Source organism: Pseudomonas beijingensis, assembly GCF_030687295.1.
Taxonomy (GTDB): domain Bacteria; phylum Pseudomonadota; class Gammaproteobacteria; order Pseudomonadales; family Pseudomonadaceae; genus Aquipseudomonas; species Aquipseudomonas beijingensis.
Map to the genome: position 1 here is coordinate 1,257,949 of NZ_CP117425.1, position 19,765 is coordinate 1,277,713.

17 protein-coding genes and 1 pseudogene are annotated in these 19,765 nt (G+C 61.0%); 3 read left to right on the plus strand and 15 right to left on the minus strand.

Going from position 1 to position 19,765, the window contains the following annotated elements:
• Positions 1-26: 26 nt before the first annotated feature.
• Entirely contained in the window at positions 27-1,541 is a 1,515-nt protein-coding gene (gene ilvA / locus PSH84_RS05845) for a threonine ammonia-lyase, biosynthetic (protein WP_305482400.1), read from the minus strand.
• A gap of 302 nt (positions 1,542-1,843) precedes the next feature.
• On the opposite strand from ilvA, the gene rpiA reads away from it, so the two are divergent.
• Positions 1,844-2,518, plus strand: a complete 675-nt coding sequence (gene rpiA / locus PSH84_RS05850; protein WP_122565160.1) for a ribose-5-phosphate isomerase RpiA — start codon at positions 1,844-1,846, stop codon at positions 2,516-2,518.
• 140 nt (positions 2,519-2,658) lie between these two features.
• Here the strand turns inward: rpiA and PSH84_RS05855 are convergent, their stop codons facing one another.
• The 4 genes from PSH84_RS05855 to PSH84_RS05870 all read right to left on the minus strand — a co-directional run bounded on the left by PSH84_RS05855 (position 2,659) and on the right by PSH84_RS05870 (position 6,962).
• A complete protein-coding gene (locus tag PSH84_RS05855; protein ID WP_122565161.1) occupies positions 2,659-3,573 on the minus strand; it encodes an SdiA-regulated domain-containing protein in 915 nt (304 codons plus the stop codon).
• Between the two features lie 121 nt (positions 3,574-3,694).
• Positions 3,695-4,627, minus strand: coding sequence for an SdiA-regulated domain-containing protein (locus PSH84_RS05860; protein WP_305469189.1), 933 nt, complete (start codon positions 4,625-4,627; stop codon positions 3,695-3,697).
• 233 nt (positions 4,628-4,860) lie between these two features.
• Positions 4,861-5,526, minus strand: coding sequence for a fumarylacetoacetate hydrolase family protein (locus PSH84_RS05865; RefSeq protein ID WP_122565163.1), 666 nt, complete (start codon positions 5,524-5,526; stop codon positions 4,861-4,863).
• 41 nt (positions 5,527-5,567) lie between these two features.
• Positions 5,568-6,962 carry a D-2-hydroxyglutarate dehydrogenase gene (locus PSH84_RS05870; RefSeq protein ID WP_122565164.1) on the minus strand — a complete coding sequence of 465 codons (1,395 nt, stop codon included), beginning with the start codon at positions 6,960-6,962 and terminating at the stop codon, positions 5,568-5,570.
• Between the two features lie 204 nt (positions 6,963-7,166).
• On the opposite strand from PSH84_RS05870, the gene serA reads away from it, so the two are divergent.
• Complete coding sequence (gene serA / locus PSH84_RS05875) at positions 7,167-8,396, plus strand: phosphoglycerate dehydrogenase (protein ID WP_122565165.1); 1,230 nt, start codon at positions 7,167-7,169, stop codon at positions 8,394-8,396.
• Between the two features lie 195 nt (positions 8,397-8,591).
• Here serA and PSH84_RS05880 read toward each other — a convergent pair whose 3' ends face one another.
• Complete coding sequence (locus PSH84_RS05880) at positions 8,592-9,017, minus strand: DUF4399 domain-containing protein (RefSeq protein WP_122565367.1); 426 nt, start codon at positions 9,015-9,017, stop codon at positions 8,592-8,594.
• Between the two features lie 133 nt (positions 9,018-9,150).
• Here PSH84_RS05880 and PSH84_RS05885 point away from each other — a divergent pair, with 133 nt between their 5' ends.
• Positions 9,151-9,717 (plus strand): transporter substrate-binding domain-containing protein, encoded by a 567-nt coding sequence (locus tag PSH84_RS05885; protein WP_122565166.1) that lies wholly within the window; start codon positions 9,151-9,153, stop codon positions 9,715-9,717.
• 160 nt (positions 9,718-9,877) lie between these two features.
• Here the strand turns inward: PSH84_RS05885 and PSH84_RS05890 are convergent, their stop codons facing one another.
• From PSH84_RS05890 to tcyN, 9 genes and pseudogenes are all read right to left on the minus strand, one after another.
• Positions 9,878-10,507 (minus strand): class I SAM-dependent methyltransferase, encoded by a 630-nt coding sequence (locus tag PSH84_RS05890; protein WP_305482401.1) that lies wholly within the window; start codon positions 10,505-10,507, stop codon positions 9,878-9,880.
• Between the two features lie 221 nt (positions 10,508-10,728).
• A complete protein-coding gene (locus PSH84_RS05895; RefSeq protein WP_122565169.1) occupies positions 10,729-11,373 on the minus strand; it encodes a methionine ABC transporter permease in 645 nt (214 codons plus the stop codon).
• Complete coding sequence (locus tag PSH84_RS05900) at positions 11,363-12,487, minus strand: methionine ABC transporter ATP-binding protein (protein ID WP_122565170.1); 1,125 nt, start codon at positions 12,485-12,487, stop codon at positions 11,363-11,365. The genes PSH84_RS05895 and PSH84_RS05900 overlap by 11 nt, the downstream gene beginning before the upstream one ends.
• Position 12,488: 1 nt before the next feature.
• Positions 12,489-13,298 (minus strand): MetQ/NlpA family ABC transporter substrate-binding protein, encoded by an 810-nt coding sequence (locus PSH84_RS05905; RefSeq protein WP_122565171.1) that lies wholly within the window; start codon positions 13,296-13,298, stop codon positions 12,489-12,491.
• 185 nt (positions 13,299-13,483) lie between these two features.
• Complete coding sequence (locus PSH84_RS05910; RefSeq protein WP_305482402.1) at positions 13,484-14,842, minus strand: LLM class flavin-dependent oxidoreductase; 1,359 nt, start codon at positions 14,840-14,842, stop codon at positions 13,484-13,486.
• Positions 14,842-16,036: pseudogene (locus PSH84_RS05915) on the minus strand (SfnB family sulfur acquisition oxidoreductase). The gene PSH84_RS05910 and the pseudogene PSH84_RS05915 overlap by 1 nt, the downstream one beginning before the upstream one ends.
• Before the next feature lie 23 nt (positions 16,037-16,059).
• Positions 16,060-17,301, minus strand: coding sequence for an SfnB family sulfur acquisition oxidoreductase (locus tag PSH84_RS05920; RefSeq protein ID WP_122565174.1), 1,242 nt, complete (start codon positions 17,299-17,301; stop codon positions 16,060-16,062).
• 420 nt (positions 17,302-17,721) lie between these two features.
• Complete coding sequence (locus tag PSH84_RS05925; protein ID WP_122565175.1) at positions 17,722-18,492, minus strand: hypothetical protein; 771 nt, start codon at positions 18,490-18,492, stop codon at positions 17,722-17,724.
• A 510-nt stretch (positions 18,493-19,002) separates the two neighbouring features.
• On the minus strand, positions 19,003-19,764 hold the full coding sequence (gene tcyN / locus PSH84_RS05930) for an L-cystine ABC transporter ATP-binding protein TcyN (protein WP_305482403.1): 762 nt from the start codon (positions 19,762-19,764) through the stop codon (positions 19,003-19,005).
• Between the last annotated feature and the right edge of the window lies 1 nt (position 19,765).

Genomic DNA, 19,765 nt, shown 5'->3' on the forward strand with positions numbered 1-19,765 from the left:
CTCGCCACGGGGTGCAACTATGGGGTTCACCCCAGGAATAGCTGATACGCCGGGTTATCGCTTTCATCCCAGTACGGATAGCCGATTTCTTCCAGGGCGGCGGGGACCAGGTGGCGTTCATCGTGAGGCACTTGCAGCCCCGCGACCACGCGGCCGTCCGCCGCGCCATGGTTGCGGTAGTGGAACATCGAGATGTTCCAGCGCCCACCCAGCTTGTTGAGGAAGTTGAACAGCGCGCCCGGGCGTTCCGGGAATTCGAAGCGCAGCACCACTTCGTCGATGACATGGGCCGCATGCCCGCCAACCATGTGGCGGATGTGCAACTTGGCCAGTTCGTTGTCGGTCAGGTCCAGCACCGGGAAGCCTTGTTCGGTGAGGCTGGCGATCAGCGCGCTGCGCGGGTCGTTTTCCGGGTGGGTCTGCACGCCGACGAAAATGTGCGCTTCGCTGCCGGTGTTGTAGCGATAGTTGAATTCGGTGATCTGGCGCTTGCCGACGGCTTCGCAGAACGCCTTGAAGCTGCCCGGCTTCTCGGGGATGGTCACGGCGATAATGGCTTCGCGGCCTTCGCCCAGCTCGGCGCGCTCGGCGACGTGGCGCAAGCGGTCGAAGTTGACGTTGGCGCCAGAGTCGATGGCCACCAGGGTCTGGCCGCTGATGCCCCGTGACTCGACGTACTTCTTGATCCCGGCCACGCCCAAGGCGCCGGCAGGTTCGGTGATCGAGCGGGTATCGTCGTAGATATCCTTGATGGCGGCGCAGATCTCGTCGGTGCTGACGGTGATCACTTCGTCCACGTGGTGCTTGCAGATATCAAAGGTGTGCTGGCCGATCTGCGCCACGGCAACGCCGTCGGCGAACAGCCCCACGGTCGGCAGCACCACGCGCTCGCCCGCGGCCATGGCCGCTTGCAGGCAATTGGAGTCGTCCGGTTCGACGCCGATGATCTTGATGTCCGGGCGCAGGTATTTCACGTAGGCCGCGATCCCGGCGATCAGCCCGCCACCGCCCACCGGGACGAAAATCGCATCCAGGCGCCCGGGGTGCTGGCGCAGGATCTCCATCGCCACCGTGCCCTGCCCGGCAATGGTGTGGGGATCGTCATAGGGGTGGATGTAGACGTAGCCCTTTTCGTCCACCAGTTTCAGCGAATAGGCCAGGGCTTCGGGGAACGAGTCGCCGTGCAGCACCACTTTGCCGCCACGGGAGCGCACGCCTTCGACCTTGATTTCCGGGGTGGTCTTGGGCATCACGATGGTGGCCTTGACCCCCAACACCTTGGCCGCCAGGGCCAGGCCCTGGGCGTGGTTGCCCGCCGAAGCCGTGACCACGCCGCGGGCGCGCTCTTCGTCGCTGAGCTGGGTCAGCTTGTTGTAGGCCCCGCGAATCTTGAACGAGAACACCGGCTGCAAGTCTTCACGCTTGAGCAAAATGCTGTTGCCCAGCCGCTCGGAGAGCTGGCGAGCGGTCTGCATCGGGGTTTCTACGGCAACGTCGTAAACGCGCGAGGTGAGGATCTTTTTGACGTACTGTTCAAGCATCGGAAAGCATCACTGAGCGGGTTGGGCAGGGCCAAGGAGTCTAACCCGGCTTTTGGCTGGGCGACCACACGAATTAAGTGGTTTGAGGGCACCGAACCCCTGTGGCGAGGGAGCTTGCTCCCGCTGGATCGCGAAGCGGTCCCCCATCGATATACGGGAGAGATCAATCACGCCTGCTTCGCAGCCGAGCGGGAGCAAGCTCCCTTGCCACACTGGATCGGTGCTATTCAGGCAATGACCGGGACCCTTTCGGCGCCTATAATGCCGGCCTTTCGTTCCCTCTCGGCACCTTCGGAGCCCGCATGACCCAGGATCAACTCAAACAGGCCGTGGCCCAGGCCGCCGTCGACCTCATCCTTCCGAAACTGGATGACAAGAGCGTCGTCGGGGTCGGCACCGGCTCCACGGCCAATTGCTTCATCGATGCGCTGGCGCAACACAAGGGCGCGTTCGACGGCGCCGTCGCCAGCTCCGAAGCGACCGCCGCGCGGCTCAAGGGCCACGGGATCCCGGTGTACGAGCTCAACACCGTCAGCGACCTGGAGTTCTACATCGACGGCGCCGACGAAAGCGACGAGCACCTGAACCTGATCAAGGGCGGCGGCGCGGCCCTGACCCGCGAGAAGATCGTCGCGGCGGTGGCCAAGACCTTCATCTGCATCGCCGACGCCAGCAAACTGGTGCCCGTGCTCGGCGCGTTCCCATTGCCGGTGGAAGTCATTCCCATGGCCCGCAGCCACGTGGCCCGGCAACTGGTGAAGCTGGGCGGCGACCCGGTGTACCGCGAAGGCGTGCTGACCGACAACGGCAATATCATCCTGGACGTGCATAACCTGCAGATCACCAACCCGGTAGAACTGGAAAGCCAGATCAACGCCATCGTTGGCGTGGTCACTAATGGTTTGTTCGCTGCCCGTCCGGCGGATGTGCTGTTGCTGGGGACTGCTGAAGGGGTGAAGACCCTGCGGGCTGAATAGGTCGGGCAATCAGTTATTGATTCAACACCCAACCCTGTGGGAGCGAGCTTGCTCGCGATGGCGGTCTATCCGACACACTGATGTTGGCTGACATACCGCCATCGCGAGCAAGCTCGCTCCCACATTAGGTTTGTGGTGCATCAAGGCTGCGGTTTCTTGAACACATAGAACAGATTCGGCTCGCTCACCAGGTACAGGTTGCCATCGTCGTCCATGGCGAGGCCTTCGGCCTGGGGCACGGTTTTTTGCAGGCCCTGGCCGCCCTTGCTCAACGACAGCGTGCTCAACGGTCGGCCGTCGATATCCAGCTCGATAATCAACCGTGACTCATCGGACAGTGCCAGCAAATGACCGCTGCGCTCGTCGTATTGCAGGCTTGAAAGGTCGCGCACGAACAGCCCGGCATCTCGCTTGGGGTTGTTGATCACATGGACCGCGTAGGACTTTTCCGGATTGTGATGGGGAAAGCCATGCACTTCATAAATCAGCATCGGGTCGCGCTCTTTCGCCACGAACAGGCGTTTGCCCACCGAGTCGTACGCCAGTCCTTCGAACCCCTTGTTGCCGCTCATGTGCACGCCAAGTGTCATCTGCTCGGCGTCGGCGGCGTCGAGGAATTGGGTGTCGTCTTCCAGGTGAATCTTGATCAGGCGCTGCTGGCGCTCATCAGTGATGACGTAAGTGTCTTCGCTGATGAATTCCACCGCCTCAGGATCGCCAAAGCCGATCAGGGCGATGCGCCGCAAAATCTTGCCGTCCAACGACAATTCGATCAGTTCGGCATTTTTATTGGTGACGGTGAACAGGCTCTTGCGGATCGGATCGAACGTCAGCGCGGAAACGTCATCGTCCAGACCGTCGATCACTTGAGCCTCCACCGTGACCCGGTATTGGTCCAGGGCGATGGTCTCTTCGCTGGTGGGTTTCCAATAGGTGTTGAGGTTGAACCAGGCGCGCTCGAACAAGCGCAGGTGCTGGCCGGCGGCGATCAGGAGGATCAGCACCAGCGTCAGCAGTATCAGGATCAAGGGCTTGGGGCGGGCGAGTCGACGCATGTTGGGGTGGGCTCGGATAAGAACAGGTGGGTGGAAATACCACGGCTGCCTGAACTGAAACTTAATGGCTGTGTGCCACACCCTACAACGAAGGAGGACTTATCCTACAGAGTTAGTGCTGTCAGCGCTGTTTTTCGAAACGATAGAACAGGTTCGGCTCGCTGACCACGTACAGGTTGCCGGCCTCATCAATGGTGACGCCTTCGGCGCGAGGGATCGTGTCTTTCAGGCCGTTGAAGCCGCCCAGCAAGGTCATGAAGCTGACCTGCTCGCCCTTTTCGTCCAGTTCCAGCAGCAGGTGGGAGTCGGCCGAAAGCACCAGTGTATGGCCGGTGCGCGGGTCGATCGCCAAGGCCGAGAGGTTGCGCAGGTCCAATTCATTGCTGACATGGATCTGCTTGTCGCCCTTGAGCTGTTGGCTGCCGTCGCTTTTCCAGGTAAACAGTGCCGGTGGGCGTTCTTCGCCGAGTATCAACTGCTGGTTGCGCGGGTCCCAGGCGATCCCTTCGAACCCTTTGTTCTGGTTCTTGGATGGGCCGAGATCATAGTGGGGGAAGTCGGCATTGTTCAGTTCGCGGGTATCGGCATCGACGTGGACGATGGTCAGGGTGTGACTTCTCTCGTCGGTGATGGCCAGTAGGCCGTTCTCCATATAAGCCACGCCCTCGGGATTGCTCCAACCCACCAAGGGCATCTTGCGCAGCACGTCGCCTTGCAGGGTCAGTTCCGCCAGGAACGGCTTCTTGCCCATGACTGCGAACAGGGTCTTGGTCTGCGGGTTGTAGGTCACATCGGACGCCTCGTCCTTCTCCATGCCCGGTAGCGGCTTGGCGTCGATCACGGCGCGGTAGTTCGGCAACCAAATGCTTTCCTGGCGCTGGGCCGGGCTCTGGAAGTGTTCCGAGAGCCAAAGCAGGCCACGGTCGTCCCAATGCATCGCAAACGCCAGGCCATAGGCGGCGGCCACCGCCAGCAGCGACCAGGCATACCAGGGCAGGGCGAAGCGCGAGCGGCGGGCAGGTTTGGTGGCAGGCAGTGCTTGGGTTTTGGCCATCGGGGAATGCGTTCCAGAAAAAGTTCGGCTAGGGAGTGGCTGGCTCAGATGCCGCATTCCCTGGAATTATCCGGATGGCATGTGAAAAAAACGGTAAATGATCGGATAGGCGCCCTATACACCTGTGGGAGCGAGCTTGCTCGCGATGAGGTCATCACTTCCAACATTGAGGTTGGCTGACATGCCGCTATCGCGAGCAAGCTCGCTCCCACAGGGGGGCATAGGTGTAGCTGTTAGCGAACGCTGCTTTCGAAGCGGCTCGCCCCTGGCAGTTCCAGGACCAGTTCATCGCCCGCATTCAGCGGCCCGACGCCCGCCGGAGTGCCGGTGAGGATCACGTCGCCGGCCTGCAGCGAGAAGCAACCGGCCATGTATTGGATCATCGGCACGATGGGGTTGAGCATCAGGCTGCTGTTGCCGTCCTGGCGCACTTCACCGTTGATGGTCAGGCGCACGGGGATGTCGGTCAGGTCGGCAAAGGTATCTTTCGAGACAAATGGAGCGATCACCGCCGCGCCGTCGAAGGACTTGGCCACTTCCCATGGCAGGCCCTTGCCCTTGAGCTCGGCCTGTTTGTCCCTCAGGGTCAGGTCCAGGGCTGGGGCGAAGCCGGAGATCGCGTCCAGTACTTCTTCAACGCTGGGCTTGGTGGACAATGGCTTGCCGATCAGCACGGCGATTTCCGCCTCGTAGTGCACCGAGCCACGGTCGGCGGGAATGCTGAAACCGCCTTCCAGCGGCACCACGCAACTGCCCGGCTTGATGAACAGCAAAGGTTCAGTGGGCACCGGGTTGTCCAGTTCCTTTGCATGTTCGGCGTAGTTACGGCCAATACACACCACTTTCCCTAGTGGAAAATGAATACGTGTACCGTCGACATACTGGTGCTGATAGCTCATTACCGACTCCTGCTTTTGGGGGGCATCAGGTGTTTTAGGCGTCAAATCGCGAAAATCTTGCCCGGGTTCATGATGCCGTTCGGGTCGAAGACGGCCTTCACGGCTTTCATGTATTCAATTTCCACGGGCGAGCGACTATAGGTCAGGTAGTCGCGCTTGGTCATGCCCACGCCGTGTTCGGCGGAAATCGAGCCGTTGTACTTCTCGACGGTTTCGAAGACCCATTTGTTCACGGTGGCGCACTTGGCGAAGAACTCATCCTTGCTCAGGTTTTCCGGCTTGAGGATGTTCAGGTGCAGGTTGCCGTCGCCGATGTGACCGAACCAGACGATTTCGAAGTCCGGGTAGTGTTCGCCGACGATCGCGTCGATTTCCTGCAAGAAAGCTGGAACCTTGGAGACGGTCACCGAGATGTCGTTCTTGTACGGCGTCCAGTGGGAGATGGTTTCTGAGATGTACTCGCGCAGCTTCCACAGGTTTTGCAGCTGAGTGTCGCTCTGGCTCATCACGCCGTCCAGCACCCAGCCTTGTTCCACGCAGTGCTCGAAGGTTTCCAAGGCCTGGTTGGCGACTTCTTCGGTGGTGGCTTCGAATTCCAGCAGGGCGTAGAACGGGCAGTCGGTTTCGAACGGTGCCGGTACGTCGCCACGACCGAGGACCTTGGCCAGGGCCTTGTCGGAGAAGAATTCGAAGGCGGTCAGGTCCAGTTTGCCTTGGAAGGCGTGCAGCACCGGCATGATCGAATCGAAATCCGGGGTGCCGAGCACCATGGCGGTGAGGTTTTTCGGCGCACGGTCCAAGCGCATGGTGGCCTCGACCACGAAGCCCAGGGTGCCTTCGGCGCCGATGAACAGCTGCCGCAAGTCGTAGCCGGTGGCGTTCTTGATCAGGTCCTTGTTCAGCTCCAGCAGGTCACCCTTGCCGGTGACGACCTTCATGCCCGCCACCCAGTTGCGGGTCATGCCGTAGCGAATGACCTTGATTCCGCCGGCATTGGTGCCGATATTGCCGCCAATCTGGCTGGAACCGGCCGAAGCGAAGTCAACCGGGTAGTACAGGCCATGTTCTTCAGCCTTGTTCTGTAGCTGTTCGGTGACCACGCCCGGCTGGCACACGGCAGTGCGGTCGGTGAGGTTCACGTCGAGAATCTGGTTCATGTAGTCGAATGACACCACCACTTCGCCGTTGGCGGCCACAGCGGCGGCGGACAACCCGGTGCGCCCGCCCGATGGCACCAGCGCGATCTTGTGCGCATTGGCCCAGCGCACGATGGCCTGGACCTGTTCGGTGGTCTTGGGAAAGACAATGGCCGAGGGCGCCGGGGCGAAATGTTTGGTCCAATCCTTGCCGTAAGCGTTCAGGGAGTCGGCATCGGTCAAGACCTTGCCAGGCTCAACCAGGGTCTTCAGCTCATCTATCACGGCAGGATGGGTCATCGACAGAACTCTCGAACAATTCATGGTCATCCTGAGAACGCTTCACGTCGCAGGAATGAGTGTTTGCGGGGTGCGTATGCTAGCATACCGACCCCGCAGCGTAGTGCCCAACGGCTGTTCTGCGGCGACGGCTGTCACGCCGGTCGGGCCAGCATGCGCTGTCCGATTCCCTGCCATTTTTCTCCGGGACACAGGTTTACGCAGATGAGCAAGACTTCTCTCGATAAGAGCAAGATCAAGTTCCTTCTTCTCGAAGGCGTCCACCAATCGGCTGTCGACGTCCTCAAGTCGGCGGGCTACACCAGCATCGAGTACATCACCAGTTCTCTGCCGGAAGCCCAGCTCAAGGAAAAGATCGCCGATGCTCACTTCATCGGTATTCGCTCCCGTACTCAACTGACCGAAGAGATCTTCGACCACGCCAAGAAGCTGGTGGCGGTCGGCTGCTTCTGCATCGGCACCAACCAGGTTGACCTCAACGCGGCGCGCGAGCGCGGTATCGCAGTGTTCAACGCGCCGTACTCCAACACCCGTTCCGTTGCCGAGCTGGTGCTGGCCGAAGCGATCCTGTTGCTGCGCGGCATCCCTGAGAAGAACGCTTCCTGCCACCGTGGCGGCTGGATCAAGAGCGCGGCCAACTCCTTCGAAATCCGTGGCAAGAAGCTGGGTATCGTCGGCTACGGCTCGATCGGCACGCAGTTGTCGGTCCTGGCTGAAGGCCTGGGCATGCAAGTGTACTTCTACGACACCGTGACCAAGCTGCCCTTGGGCAATGCCACCCAAGTCAACGACTTGCACGAGCTGCTGGGCATGTCCGACATCGTGACCCTGCACGTGCCGGAAACCGCCGCCACCCAGTGGATGATCGGCGAGAAGGAAATCCGTGCCATCAAGAAGGGCGGGATTCTGATCAACGCCGCGCGTGGCACCGTGGTCAAGCTCGATGCCCTGGCCGACGCGATCAAGGACAAGCACCTGATCGGCGCCGCCATCGACGTGTTCCCGGTGGAGCCACGCTCCAACGACGACATCTTCGAAAGCCCGCTGCGTGGCCTGGACAACGTGATCCTGACCCCGCACATCGGCGGTTCCACCGCTGAAGCCCAAGCCAACATCGGCCTGGAAGTGGCGGAGAAACTGGTCAAGTACAGCGACAACGGTACGTCGGTGTCGTCGGTGAACTTCCCGGAAGTGGCCCTGCCGGCACACCCTGGCAAGCACCGCCTGTTGCACATCCACGAGAACATCCCGGGTGTGATGAGCGAGATCAACAAGGTCTTCGCCGAAAACGGCATCAACATTTCCGGTCAGTTCCTGCAGACCAACGAGAAAGTCGGCTACGTCGTGATCGACGTCGACGCCGAATACTCGGACCTGGCGCAAGAGAAGCTGCAGCACATTAATGGCACGATTCGTTGCCGGGTGTTGTTCTAAGCAGGCTTGGCTTGCAATAAAAAACGGGAGCCCCGAAGGGCTCCCGTTTTTTTTGCCTGACACACCATAAAACCCCTGTGGGAGCGAGCTTGCTCGCGATGGCGGTGGTTCAGTCGATAAATCTTTTCTGACATACCGCCATCGCGAGCAAGCTCGCTCCCACAAGGGATCTGCGTTGTGCCAGCCGGTGCTGTGTTACTTCACATTCACCGTGATTTTCTTGGACACGATCGACGGGTCGAACGGCATGTGGCCGGTGTCGCCCAGAATCAATTGCAAGGTGTGCTTGCCTGGGGCCAGTTTGATGGTGGTCTCGGTTTGTGCCTTGCCGAAGTGCACGTGGTTGGCGTCGGTTGGAATCGGCGCGCCGGCGGCAGGCAGCTTGTCGACATCGATCAGCAAATGGTGATGGCCAGTGTTCTTGGTCACATCGCCCGCCGGAGCCAGGGCAATATTCTTGACACCGAACTTGACCTTGAATTCCTGGGCAACGGTGGCGCCGTCTTCCGGGGAAACGATGAACACTTCAGCACCTTTGGGCGCCGGTGTCGCGGCGCTTGCCAGCATCGACGCGCCCAATAACAGACCGGCCAACGCGGCACGAGACATAAAGCTTTTCATTTTTTTCTCCAGTTTTTCCATGAAATCCGCCTGGCCATCACAACTTCATGACCAATCGTTGTCGAAGCCTGCAACAACCATAGCAAAGCGAGCCTGAAACGAGCGTCGCTTGTACAAATACAAAGGAGTGACCATGCGCTTTCTGCCTGGCCTGATTTGCCTGCTACCCCTTTTGAGCCCCCTGGCTCATGCCGAACTGATCGATGACATCAATGACCGTGGCGAACTGCGCATTGCCCTCGAGGCCAACACCGCGCCCTTCAACTTCAAGGAAGACGGCAAACTCACCGGCTTCGAAGTGGAACTGGGTGAAATGCTCGCGGCTGAACTCGATGTACGCCCCGATTTTGTGGTCACCGATGCCGCGGATCTGCTGCCCGGTGTGGAGAGCGGCAAGTACGACGTCGCCATCAACCACATAGCAATGACCCCGGAACTGGCCGAACGTTTCGACCTCAGTGCCGCTTACAGCCGTCCGGATGCGCAACTGCTGGCGAGCAAGGAGGAGCCGCAGCGTCCGTTGGTCATGGCGCAGTCGTTCCAGCCGGAAGAAAAGAGCGGCCCGCCGCCGAGCCTGGTGATTCCGTTCCAGAAGGGCAATCCGGCGTTCAAGGCCAGCCTGGACAACGCCCTGACGCGTATCAAGGATGACGGGAGGCTGGAGCAGTTGTCGCAGAAGTGGTTGAAAAAACAGGAGTGAAGATTCCAGGCGATGAGGCCAAACCATCGAGCTTCATTGATTGTTGCACCGCTATCGCGAGCAAGCTCGCTCCCACACTTGATCAGTTGTGAACTCATAATCTGTGAGCACCGCAGTTCCAATGTGGGAGCGAGCTTGCTCGCGATGGCGTCCTCAAATCCTAAGCAGGTCTACGCCAGACACTCGCCAACCAAGGCTGCTGCTCTCGCGGCAGTCCCGCCGGTCGGTAGTAATGTTCCAGCTCTACAAAGCCCGCTTCCGTGAGCAAGGTGCGCCAGGCCGCGAGGTCGTGGTAGGCGCCGAAGCGCTGGCCGTTCCAGCCTTCCTGGTTTTCGCCCCGAGGATTGGAGCTGAACAGCACGCCGCCGGGCTTGAGCGTGGTGTGCAGTTGCTTGAGCACCCGCGGCAGTTCCTGGACGGGGACATGAAACAGCACCGCGTTGGCGAAAATCCCGTCAAAGCGCTCGGCCGGCAGGTCGAGTTCCAGGAAGTCCTGTTGCCACACTTCACAGCCGCTGTCCTGGCGTGCCATCCGGGCGAATTCCGCTGAACCGTCGAGGCCGACCGCGACATGGCCCATGGCCGTGAATGTACGCAGGTCGCGCCCCGGGCCGCAGCCGAAATCCAGGATGTGCAGTGGGGCCTGGCCCTGGATGTGGCGCAGCAGGGCGTCGATGTTCTGGCTGACATCGTGGTCGCGGGTGCCTTCGCGAAAGCTCTCGGCCACGGCGTTGTAATGGCCCAGGGTCGTGGCGGTGATGGCGTGCAGGTCGTCGGCGGTGTGTTTCATGGGTGTGGGGCTTGGGTGAGGAGTGTCAGCCGACTATACCGCAAGCCCGCTGATCTGCCTGTGGGAGCAAAGCTTGCTCGCGATTGCAGTCGTCCAGTTGGCATCCATGTTGGATGGAATACTGCTATCGCGGGCAAGCTTTGCTCCCACAGGTCAACTGCTCCCACAGGTCAACTGCTCCCACAGGTCAACTGTTCCCACAGGGCAACTGCTCCCATAGGTCAGCGTTTGTTCAGGCCGCGCGCCAGGCGGTCACCCCCCAATTGGATCACGGCGACCAACGCGACCAGTAACACGATCACCGTGAGCATGATCTGGCTGTCGAAACGCTGGTAGCCATAGCGGTAGGCGATGTCGCCCAGGCCGCCGGCGCCGATCGCTCCGGCCATGGCCGAGGAGTTGATCATGGTCACCAAGGTGATGGTGAAACCGCCGACGATGCCCGGCAGGGCTTCGGGCAGCAGCACATGCCAGACAATGTGCCAACGTCGGCAACCCATGGCCTGGGCCGCTTCGATCAAGCCATGGTCGACTTCCCGCAGGCTGACTTCGGCGATACGGGCGAAGAACGGCGTGGCGGCGATGGTCAGCGGTACGACCGCGGCCCACACGCCATAGGTGGTGCCGACGATCAGCCGGGTGAACGGAATCAGCGCCACCATCAGAATCAGGAACGGTATCGAGCGGAACAGGTTCACGAACGCGCCCAGGGCCCGGTTCAAGGTCGGCGCTTCATAGATCCCGCCCTTGCCGCTGGTGACCAGGATCACCGCCAGCGGTATGCCCGCCAGCAACGCGATCAACGACGACACGCCGACCATCAGGAACGTGTCGATGAAACCCTGCAACAACCGATCAAACCACATAACCCAGTACCTCCACCCGTTGCGCCCAATTGCCCGCCCGTTGACGCAGTTCCTCGGCGCCCCACGACGAGCCGCTCACGGCCAGTAGCAGTTGCCCCAGCCCGTGGCCCTGAATCCGTTCGATGCCGCCGTGCAGCAATCGCACCCGCCCACCGAGGGCGCTGAACAAGGCGGCGAGATCCGGTTCCTCACGCTCTATGCCGGTGAATTGCAGGCGCAGCACCGTCGCCGCATCCGCCGACGCCGGCTGTACCTGCAAGCGACTTTGCAGTTCTTCCGGGATGGCGTGTTGCAACGGTGCCAGCAGCGTCCGGCTGACCTCGTGTTGTGGGTTGCCGAAGACTTCCCAGACCGGTCCTTGCTCGACGATCCGCCCCTGCTCGAGCACCACGACCCGGTCGCAGACTTCGCGAATCACCGCCATCTCATGGGTGATCAAGACGATGGTCAGGCCCAGCCGCTGGTTGATCTCGCGCAGCAGGCCGAGGATCGATTGGGTGGTCTCCGGATCCAGGGCCGAGGTGGCCTCGTCGCACAACAATATCTGCGGGTCATGCACCAGCGCCCGAGCAATCCCCACCCGTTGCTTCTGCCCGCCGGAAAGCTGCGCCGGATAGGCCTGGTGCTTGCCATCCAGGCCCACCAGTTCCAGCAGCTCGCGGACTTTGCGCTGGCGCTGTTCCTTGGGCACACCGGCGACTTTCAGGGGCAGTTCAACGTTCTGCCACACGGTCTTGGCCGACATCAGGTTGAAGTGTTGGAAGATCATGCCGATGCGCCGGCGCAGCTCCACCAGGCGGTCTTCATCGAACTCGCCGATGTCCACCCGGTCGATCAACACCCGGCCGCTGGTGGGTTGCTCGAGGCGGTTGATGGTGCGGATCAGTGATGATTTTCCGGCGCCGCTGCGGCCGATGATGCCGAACACCTCGCCGCGCTGAATCGCCAGGTCGATGCCTTGCAGCGCGGCCACCGGGCCCTGGCTGCCGTTGTAGGTCTTGCCCAGGCCGATGAAGCGCACATGGGCGCGGTTCAGCTCTGGGTGCAGTTCGGTCTGGTCGGCGCTTTGCGGCGCGGGGGCGTCATGGCGGAGTCGAGCGTTGACGGCGTTCATGTCAGCCTTCCCAGCCGGCTTGGTAGAGTTTGCCGTGGGCTTTGTCCAAGGCGGCGCGCACGGCGGGTGAGTGTTGGTAGATGTCGACGAACTTGATCAGCCGTGGGTCGTTCTGGTTCTTAGGCTGGATCACGAACTGAATCACGTATTCCTTGTGGTCGAGGCCGTCGAACAGCAAGGCTGAACTGGCATCGAAGGTCTTGGCCAGGCGGATGTAGGCCGGATATCCCTGCACCAGGTCGGCGTCTTCATAGGCGCGCACCAATTGCACGGCTTCGACTTGCAGGATCTTGAGCCGCTTCGGGTTGGCGATGATGTCATCTTCGGTGGCCTTGTAGCCGACGCCCGGCTTGAGGCTGATCAGCCCGGCCTTGGCCAGCAGTTGCAGGCCGCGACCGCTGTTGATCGGGTCGTTGGCAATGGCGACGCTGGCGCCTTCGGGCAGTTCGTCGAAGCTTTTGTATTTTTTCGAATAGAGACCGACGTTGTTGATGATCCCCGGCGCAAACGGCACAAGGTCGAACCCGGCGGCGGCCTTGGCATTTTCCAGGAACGGGATGTGCTGGAAGTAGTTCACGTCGATATCGCCCGAGGCCAGGCTGACGTTGGGCGCGATCCAGTCGCTGAACTCCACCAGCTCGACCTTCAGGCCTTGCTTGCCGGCTTCTTCGACGGCTGCTTCCAGGGGAATGGCGAACGCGGCGGTGGTGCCGATCTTCAACGGTGCGTCGGCGGCAAACAGCGCCGAGCTGAACAGGCCGAGGGCCAGGGCCAGTGCTTTGACTGGCAGGGTGAGGAGGTGTTTGGTCATGTCAGTTGTTCCAGTCATTTTAGGAGGCGGTGCATATTTTTTGTGGTGAACAGAGCGATGTGGGAGCAAGGCTTGCCCGCGATGAAGTTGATGCGGTCTCTCAAAAACCGAGGTGTCCGCATCGCGAGCAAGCTTTGCTCCCACAGTGCCTTGTTCCCACAGGGTCAGTGTCGGTAGCCCCAGGGTCAGTGCCGGTAGGTCGAGCCGGTGTGTTGTTCGGGCAAATGGGCCTCTGCGTGAAACAGCTTTTCGCGCAGGGTGCCGTTGTCGTATTCGGTCTTGTACGAGCCGCGTCGCTGCAACTCGGGGATCACCAGGTCGATGAAGTCCACGTAGCTTTGCGGCGTGACGATACGGGTCAGGTTGAAGCCGTCGAGGCCGGTTTCGGCGATCCACGATTCCAACTCATCGGCCACCTGTTCGGGCGATCCGACCAGGGTGATGTAGCGACCGCCCAGGGCGTGTTGCTCCAGCAATTTGCGCCGGGTCCAATCGTTGTTCTGCAGGGTCTTGGTGGCTGATTGGATGGCGTTGCTCTTGACGTACTGGATCGGCTCATCCAGTTCGTACTGGGAGAAATCGATCCCCGTCGACGCGGAAAAATGCGCCACCCCGGCCTCGGCGCTGGCGTAGCCCAGGTACTCGGCATGCTTGGCCCAGGCGACCGCTTCGGTCTCGCCGACGATCACGTTCAAGCCCATGAACACCTTAATGTCCCCGGAGTTGCGCCCGGCCTCGGCGGCGCTGGCGCGGACCTTGTCCACCTGGGCCTTGGTCGCCGATTTGTTCTGGCCGCTGATGAACACGCACTCGGCATGCCGCCCGGCGAACAACAAGCCGCGCTCGGAACTGCCGGCCTGGAACAGCACCGGGGTGCGTTGGGGCGACGGTTCGCACAGGTGATAGCCCTCGACCTGATAGAACTCGCCCTGGTGCCGGACCTTGTGCACTTTCTCCGGCAGGGCATAAATCCGCTGCGCGCGGTCGTTGATGACCGCGTCGTTTTCCCAACTGCCCTCCCACAATTTGTAGAGCACTTGCAGGTATTCATCGGCCTGGTCGTAGCGGCGGTCATGCTCGACCTGCGTTGTCAGACCCATGGCCTTGGCTGCGCTGTCCAGATAGCCGGTGACGATGTTCCAGCCGACCCGGCCGCGACTCAGGTGGTCGAGGGTGCTCATGCGTCGGGCAAACAGGTAGGGCGGTTCGTAGGTCAGGTTGGCGGTGAGGCCGAAGCCGAGGTTTTTGGTCACGGCGGCCATCGCGGACACTAACAACAGCGGGTCATTGACCGGCAGTTGGATCGACTCCTTGAGCGTGACGTCCACTGACTGTTGGTACACGTCATAGACCCCGACGATGTCGGCGATGAACAGCCCGTCGAACAACCCGCGCTCGAGCAATTGCGCCAGGGCGGTCCAGTATTCGAGGGTGTTGAACTGAGTCGAGGTGTCCTGGGGATGAGTCCACAGGCCATGGTTGATGTGCCCGATGCAGTTCATGTTGAAGGCATTGAGGAGAATTTTTTTCTTGCCGGCCGCCATCAGATCGTCCCCCGCAGCGGCGGTTTTTCATCGTTGAGGTAGAAGTTGCCCACCGCGTGATATTTCCAGCGCACCGGGTCATGCAGGGTGTGCACCCGGGCGTTGCGCCAGTGACGGTCGAGGCCATGTTCGGCCAGGGTCGCCTGGCTGCCGGCCAGTTCGAACAGCGTGCTGCTGGCGGCCAGGGAAATTTCGGTGCTGATGGCGCGGGCTTCGGCCACGGCAATCGAGGCGGCGGCGACCGTGTCGGCCTGGGTGTCGGCCTGGGCCCGGTCGAGGAATTCACCGGCGCGTTCCAACAGGGCTTCGGCGGCATGCAGGCGAATGCTCAGTTGGCCGAAACTCTTGAGGGTGTGCGGATCTTCGGTGGCGACGTCGCTGGTGGCGTCGATCCAGGGGCGGGTTTTGCTGCGAACAAAATGCAGGGCGTCTTCATAGGCGGCGCGGGCGATGCCGGTGTCGATGGCGGCGTGAAGAATCTGCGCCAGCGGCCCCACCGGAGTGGGACGTTCGAAAGCGTTCTGGAAGGGCACGATGTCGTTGGCGGTGACATAGACATCTTCGAACACCACCGAACCGCTGCCCGTGGTGCGCTGGCCGAAACCGCTCCAGTCGTCGATCACCGTCAGGCCTTTGCTGTTGCGAGGAACAAACGCCAGTTGTTGCACGCCGTTTTCATCTACCACTGATGTGGGGATGCGCTGGGCATAGATTGCCCCCGTGGCGTAGAACTTGCGGCCGTTGATGCGATAGCCCTCGCCGTCACGGCGCAGTTGGGTGATGCGGTCGTGGGCGGTCTTGGTGCCGAGCTCCGCTAACGCATTGCCAAAACGCTGGCCGGCCAATACTTCGGCGTACAGGCGTTGTTTCTGCGACTCGCTGCCGTTCACCCGCAGCACTTCCAAGGCATAGAAGTGGTTTTGTGGGATCTGCCCCAGAGAGCCGTCAGCCTGAGCAATCAGCGCAATGACTTTGGCCAGGGTGACGTTGGACACACCGGGCGCCGCCATAGGCCTTGGGCACACTGATGCCCCACAGGCCGGAGCGGGAAAAGGCCTCCAGCTCCGGGTACGGCAAGCGGCGCTCGCGGTCGCGCAGGGCGCTGTCGCGCTTGAAGTCATCGGCCAGGTCGCTGGCCACGATCAGGGCTTGTTCATCGCTGGTGATCACCGCGACGTGTTGGGAAAGCGTCATGTACTGCTCCAGAGGTCGGGTCGTCAGATCCAGGAATGCCGGGCCGGCAAGGTGCCGTTCAGGTGGTAGGCGCCTACCGCGTGATACTTCCAGCGCACCGGATCGTGCAGGGTGTGGACCCGTGCGTTGCGCCAGTGGCGATCGAGATTGAATTCGGCGAGGGTGGCGCGGCTGCCGGCCAGCTCGAACAGTTTTTCGCTGGCATGCAGGGCGATCTCGGTGGTGAGCGCCTTGGCTTCGGCCACGGCAATCGAGGCGCGAGCGGACGATTGCGCTGTGATGGGCGCGGCACTGACTTGGTCCAGTACTTGTCCGGCCTTGCGCAGCAACGCTTCGGCGGCGTGCAACTCGATTTTCAGTTTGCCGATGTCGGCGATCACGTAGAGGTCATCACTGGCCCGCTCGACCTTGGCGTCGATCCAGGGCCGGGCCCGTTCGCGCACGAAGGCGATGGCATCGTCGATGGCGCCACGGGCGATGCCGGCATCGATGGCGGCCTGGATCAGTTGGGAAATCGCCCCTTGCACGCCGGGCGTTTCGTTGATGCGCCAGTTCTCCAGGACCAACTCGGCATCCACCCGCACATTGTTCAACAGCACGGTGCCGCTGGCCGTGGTGCGCTGGCCGAAGCCCGACCAATCGTCGACGATCCGCAGGCCAGGGGTGCCGCGCCGCACGAACGCCAGTACTTGCCGGCCCTCGTCATTCAGCGCCTTGACCGCGACCCAGTGGGCGAACAGTGCCCCAGTGGAATAGAACTTCTGGCCATTGATGACGAACCCGTCACCGTCGGCGGTGATCCGCGCCTTGAGTTCAAGGGTGTTGCGGGTGCCACGTTCGGGCCCGGCGTTGCCGATGCGCCAGCCTTCGAGCACGCTCTGCAACAGGATTTTTTTCTGCCGCTCGGTGCCGGTACCGAGAATCAGCTGGAGCACGCCGAACTGGTTTTGCGGGATCTGTCCCAGGGCCGGGTCGGCGGCGGAAATGATTGCGAACACGTCGGCCAGGGTGACGAACGACACCTGCGGGCCGCCGTAGGCCCGGGGGATGGCGATGCTGCCCAGTCCGCTGCGGGTGAATTGCTCGATTTCCGCCCAGGGCAGCTTGCGTTGCTGGTCACGACGGGCGGCTTGCTGACGAGCCACTTGTGCCAGTTCATGGGCGGCTTTGATCGCCTCGGCATCGTTGCGCAACACCTGTGCGGGCAACAACAGCGGAGCGATGTCCTGGTCGCTCTGGACCTTTGCTTGCGCCAGATCCGACATTACAGCCACTCCGTGGCTGCGGGCAGTGCCTCGGCATACTGCACTGGGGTGATTGTGTTCCGTTCCATACCCACCTCACATCTCAAGAAACGCCGCGATGAAGGCGGCGAGCAAAAATCAAGAATGTCCGGTGGTCCGGTTTATATACCCTAATCGTGTGTAATTTATTTTTGAACTAACTTTTAGGAATATATATAGGTTGGTTTTAAATGGAGGACCGTATGCTCGCTTAGGGGCGAAGCCGCTTTTCGTGGCGAGGGAGCTTGCTCCCGCTATGTGGGAGCAAGGCTTGCCCGCGATGGACAGGATGCGGTCTTGCAGAATCGAGGCGCCTGTTTCGCGAGCAAGCTTTGCTCCCACAGCCCAAGCGGGAGCAAGCTCCCTCGCCACAAAAGTATGTGTATCGCCGAAACGTTTGCATCATGGCTCTCGGCGGCGCGTTTCGGCGGCCATGAACGCCGGTTTCGGTGACGTGCTCAAGTACGGATTGGCGCAACCGATCTTCAACGTCCGTGGCGGTGCCCAGTGGGAGTTGTTGCCCACGCGGTCGAGGATGCAGTAGGTCACTTCCAGGCGCAGGTCTTCTCCCGCCTCCAGGATGATCTGCGGCGGGACCCAGATATTGATCGGCTGGCCGACTTCGCTGGTGGTGAGCGCAGGCAAGTCCATGCGCACATCGCCCCAGCGCAGGGTCACGGCATCGCCGGCGGCCATGTTCCGGTAGGGCTCGATGGTCAGCGGTACGCCGCGCTTGATCTGGTTCGGGTTCACCCCTTGGCGCCGGATGGTGGCGGGAATGCGCACCGGCGCCAGGCTCTGGTTCTCGTCGCCGCTCTGGGCTGACGGTTGGCCGCCGGGACAATCGAGCTTCACCTGCACCTGTTGCTTGGCCGATAGCGCCGGCCCGCGTCCAACCTGCATTACCCGATAATGGATGCGCGAGGTACCGTTGACGATAAAACTCTCCGGGACGCGGAGGGTGATGGGGCCCGACACATCGGCCTGCGACAGCACGCGCGAGCCGACGTAGCAGTTGTCCCAGAACAGTTCGATCAGATCGCCCACGTCCATGCCGGGGTAAGGCGCAATAATCACCTCCAAGTGAGCGGCGTTGGCGATATTGATGCCAGTAGGGTGGGCATTGGCCAGGGTGGGGGCGGCCAGTTCAGGACTCTTCGACTTACATGTCATGGTGTTCTCCTTGATGCTTGAAAACTAAGTCCGTTTCGGGAAGATCAAAAGGCGATGGATCATCGCGACATATTTTTATTTGCGCAGCCCTATGGGCTGTCTGCGTCTAGTCACTGCGCAAACATCAAATAATGTGCGTTGCCTGTTGGGCACTAGATAAAGGGTCAATAGTTTCAGTGTCAATAGAGGCACTTGCCTAATAACTCATTGTGAAAGGCTTCAGAAACATCCTACGCGTGCGTGTTAAGAATGCGCGGCGCGGCAGGCAAATTTCCTAGGCTTGTCGGTTTTCCGACAAGGGCTCGAAACAGCGTATGGCAACTAGGCTTTAGAGGGCTGGGCTGCAGGGATATGTTACGAGAGGTCTATACAGACTGCTGCCTATATAGAGCAATTGAAGAAGTTAGTAGGGCGGAAGTTGCAAGTTGTGTCGTTCGGGTGAAGTGAATAGCGATGGCGTATTAGTTGTGCGACGGCCTCACTTCCATCCCTGGAAGTGATAACGCTGATTTACTGGCTGTCGTGTCCGGCAGAGAGAAACTTGCTGAGGAACTGTCGCGTACGTTCTTCCTTGGGGGCTGCAAACCAAGCCTTGGCTTCGCCTTGTTCGACGATCACGCCTTTGTCGAAAAACACCACACGGTTAGCGACGTCCCGGGCGAAGCCCATTTCGTGGGTCACGATGACCATGGTGCGTTTTTCTTCGGCCAGGCCGCGAATGGTTGCCAGGACCTCGCCCACCAGCTCCGGATCGAGGGCCGAGGTCGGCTCGTCGAACAGGATCACCGCCGGTTCCATCGCCAACGCCCGGGCGATCGCCACGCGCTGTTGCTGGCCACCGGAAAGACGTCGTGGGTAGGCGTCTTCCTTGCCGGACAGGCCGACCTTGGCCAAGAGCTTGCGGCCCAGGACCTCGGCTTCTGCGCGTGGAGTCTTTTTCACCACCAGCGGGCCTTCGATCACGTTCTCCAGCGCGGTGCGATGGGGGAACAGGTTGAAGTTCTGGAACACGAAGCCCACCTGCTGGCGTAAACGGCGCACCAGGCCCTGTTGCTGGTTCAGCGGGCGGCTGCCATCGATCTCGATGTCGCCGACCTTGATCCGGCCGCTGGAAGGCTCTTCGAGGAAGTTCAGGCAGCGCAGGAACGTCGTCTTGCCCGAGCCGCTAGGGCCGATGATCGCAACCACTTCGCCTTCTTCGATCTTCAGGTCGATGCCGTTGAGCACCACCTGACCCTTGAACTGCTTTGTCAGTTTTTCCACGACAATCATG